Consider the following 2,161-nt stretch of genomic DNA (forward strand, 5'->3'; position numbering starts at 1 on the left):
GTCGCCGCCCGCCGGCCGGCGGCGGGCAGGACGAACGTCGCCGACGCCCTCAGGCGGCGGCGCGCGCGGGCCGCAACAGCGCCGCGAGTTCCGCCGGCGTCGCCGCGATCGCCGCGGCGCCGGCCTGTTCCAGTTCCTCGCGGCTGCCGAAGCCCCAGGCCACGCCGAGGCCGCGCACGCCGTTGCTGCGCGCGCCTTCGATGTCGAAATGGCGGTCGCCGATCATCACGGCCTGCTCCGGCGCGGCGCCGAAATCGGCCAGGGCGCGGGCGATCATCTGCGCCTTCTCCGAGTGCAGGCCGTCGCCGCCGGGGCCGTAGACCGCGCGGAAATGCCGGCCGAACGGCAGGTGGTCGATGATGCGCTGCGCCTGCACGCGCATCTTGGTCGTCACGATCGCGAGCTGCCGCGCTTCGCCGGCCAGTGTTTCGACGAGTTCGGCGATGCCCGGGTAGACCTCGTGCTCGCTCCAGCCTATGGAATCGAAACGCTCGCGATAGTGGGCGACGGCCTGTTCGACGCGCGCCGGATCGTCGCCGACGACCTTGGGAAAGCTCTGCCGCAGCGGCGGACCGATCCAGCGGCGTAGTTCCTCCAGCGGCGGCGCTTCATGGCCCAGCCGCGCGAGCGCATGGCGCAGCGAGCCGACGATGCCGGCTTCGGAATGGATCAGGGTGCCGTCGAGGTCGAACAGGATCAGTTGCATGCGGGAGCCGGCGAAGAGAAAGCAGGACGCATGGCGCCTGGGCGCGACGATTTCAACCGGGAGGCCCGGCGACGTTGGTCGAAGCGGCCGGGCTGCGGCCGGCGTCCGCGCTGGCGCGTCGATCCGAGGTCCGGTGGCCGGTTCCTCGTGTCGCACCCGGCGTTGGAAGCCGAGGCGAAGATCCTGCAGCGCCGCGGCGGCGTTTCATCGGCTTGCCGGGTGTCCGTCGAAAGGCGTCGTCGGCCGCGGGGCGGTTGCCGGAGGTCGGCGGAGACGGGGATCCTCAGGGCTGGAAACCGTTGCGGAACAAGGTGTCGCTCGCGACGCTGCCGCGCGTGATCGAGACGCGGAAGCCTTCGGTCGTGGCGGCATCGATGCTGATGCGGAAACCGTTGTTCGGCGCGGTCCAGGATTCGCCGGCCTTGAACATCGAGCCTTCGTTGTTCGAGGTCGTCGCCGGCGGCGCGGTCGCGTCGACGCTCCAGGCCGGCTCGCTGCGCGTGATGTCGACCGCATGGATGATCACGGCATCGCCGGCGAGATTGGCCTCGTACTTGCCGCCGCGCTTGCGCGCCTCGATCGTGTAGTACTTCGTCGTCGGGTCGCCCGCGGCGCGCACGACGATCATCTGCAGGTTGGTCGAGCCGATCAGGCTCGCGCGGTCCAGCAGCAGGTTCGCATAGGCGCCGTCGGCGTTGATCGTGCGCTTGCGCGCGGCGTCGACGAAGCCGAGCTTGTCGCGCGACCAGATGCCGATGTGCTTGGCGATGACGCCGTAGGTCGCGTCGGTCGCGGCGTTGTCCCAGGCGTCGCTCATGACGTCCCACGGGTTGTCGTAAGGGTCGCCGTCGTTGTCCGAGTTGTTCGCATGCGGCAGGCCGTAGGCATGGCCCATCTCGTGGCTCAGCGGCGCGGAATTGCTGAACGACCACGGCGGGTTCCAGGTCGAGCTCCAGCACTTGTTGATGCCGTCCAGGGTCGCGCAGCGGCCGCCGCCCCAGGCATAGCCGTCGAGGTCGCCGTTGAACATCATGTTGATGCCTTGCAGGCCGCCGTTCGCGGCGAAATTGACCGCCGCATTCGCCGCCGCCGTGCAGTCGTCGAACAGTTGATTGAGATTGGCGCTGCCGCCGGCCGGGACGTAGTACGCACGCGGCCGCGGCAGGGTGAACCAGCCGTAGGCGGCGCTGCCGGTCAGGTTGATCTTGTTGTACGACACCTCGCGCCAGTAGTTGTCGAGCTGGCCCGGGTTGTTGCCGTACTGGCCGGTGAAGAAGCTCTGCGGCTTCTGTTCGGTCGCGATGTCGCTGAACTTGCAGAGCAGGGTGGCCCAGACCGTCGTGCCGGCAACGGCGGGCTGCGCGTCGCGCGTCTCGTCGGCGGCGACCAGGGCTTCGACCGCAAGGCCCTGCGGCGTGGCCGGCGCGCCGAGCTCGACGGCGACAGGCAGCAACG

Annotated in this window: 2 protein-coding genes; both read right to left on the reverse strand. The window is 69.8% G+C overall.

Annotation, left to right across the window (positions count from 1 at the left end; all coding sequences use genetic code 11):
- Positions 1 to 49: 49 nt before the first annotated feature.
- Positions 50 to 706, reverse strand: a complete 657-nt coding sequence (locus tag NON22_RS23425) for an HAD hydrolase-like protein (protein WP_257389400.1) — start codon at positions 704 to 706, stop codon at positions 50 to 52.
- Positions 707 to 989: 283 nt separating this feature from the next.
- The coding region (locus tag NON22_RS23430) for a metallopeptidase domain-containing protein (protein WP_257389401.1) at positions 990 to 2,161 on the reverse strand (1,172 nt) is incomplete at its 5' end.

The organism is Tahibacter caeni (genome assembly GCF_024609805.1).
In the GTDB taxonomy this organism is placed as follows: Bacteria; Pseudomonadota; Gammaproteobacteria; order Xanthomonadales; family Rhodanobacteraceae; genus Tahibacter; species Tahibacter caeni.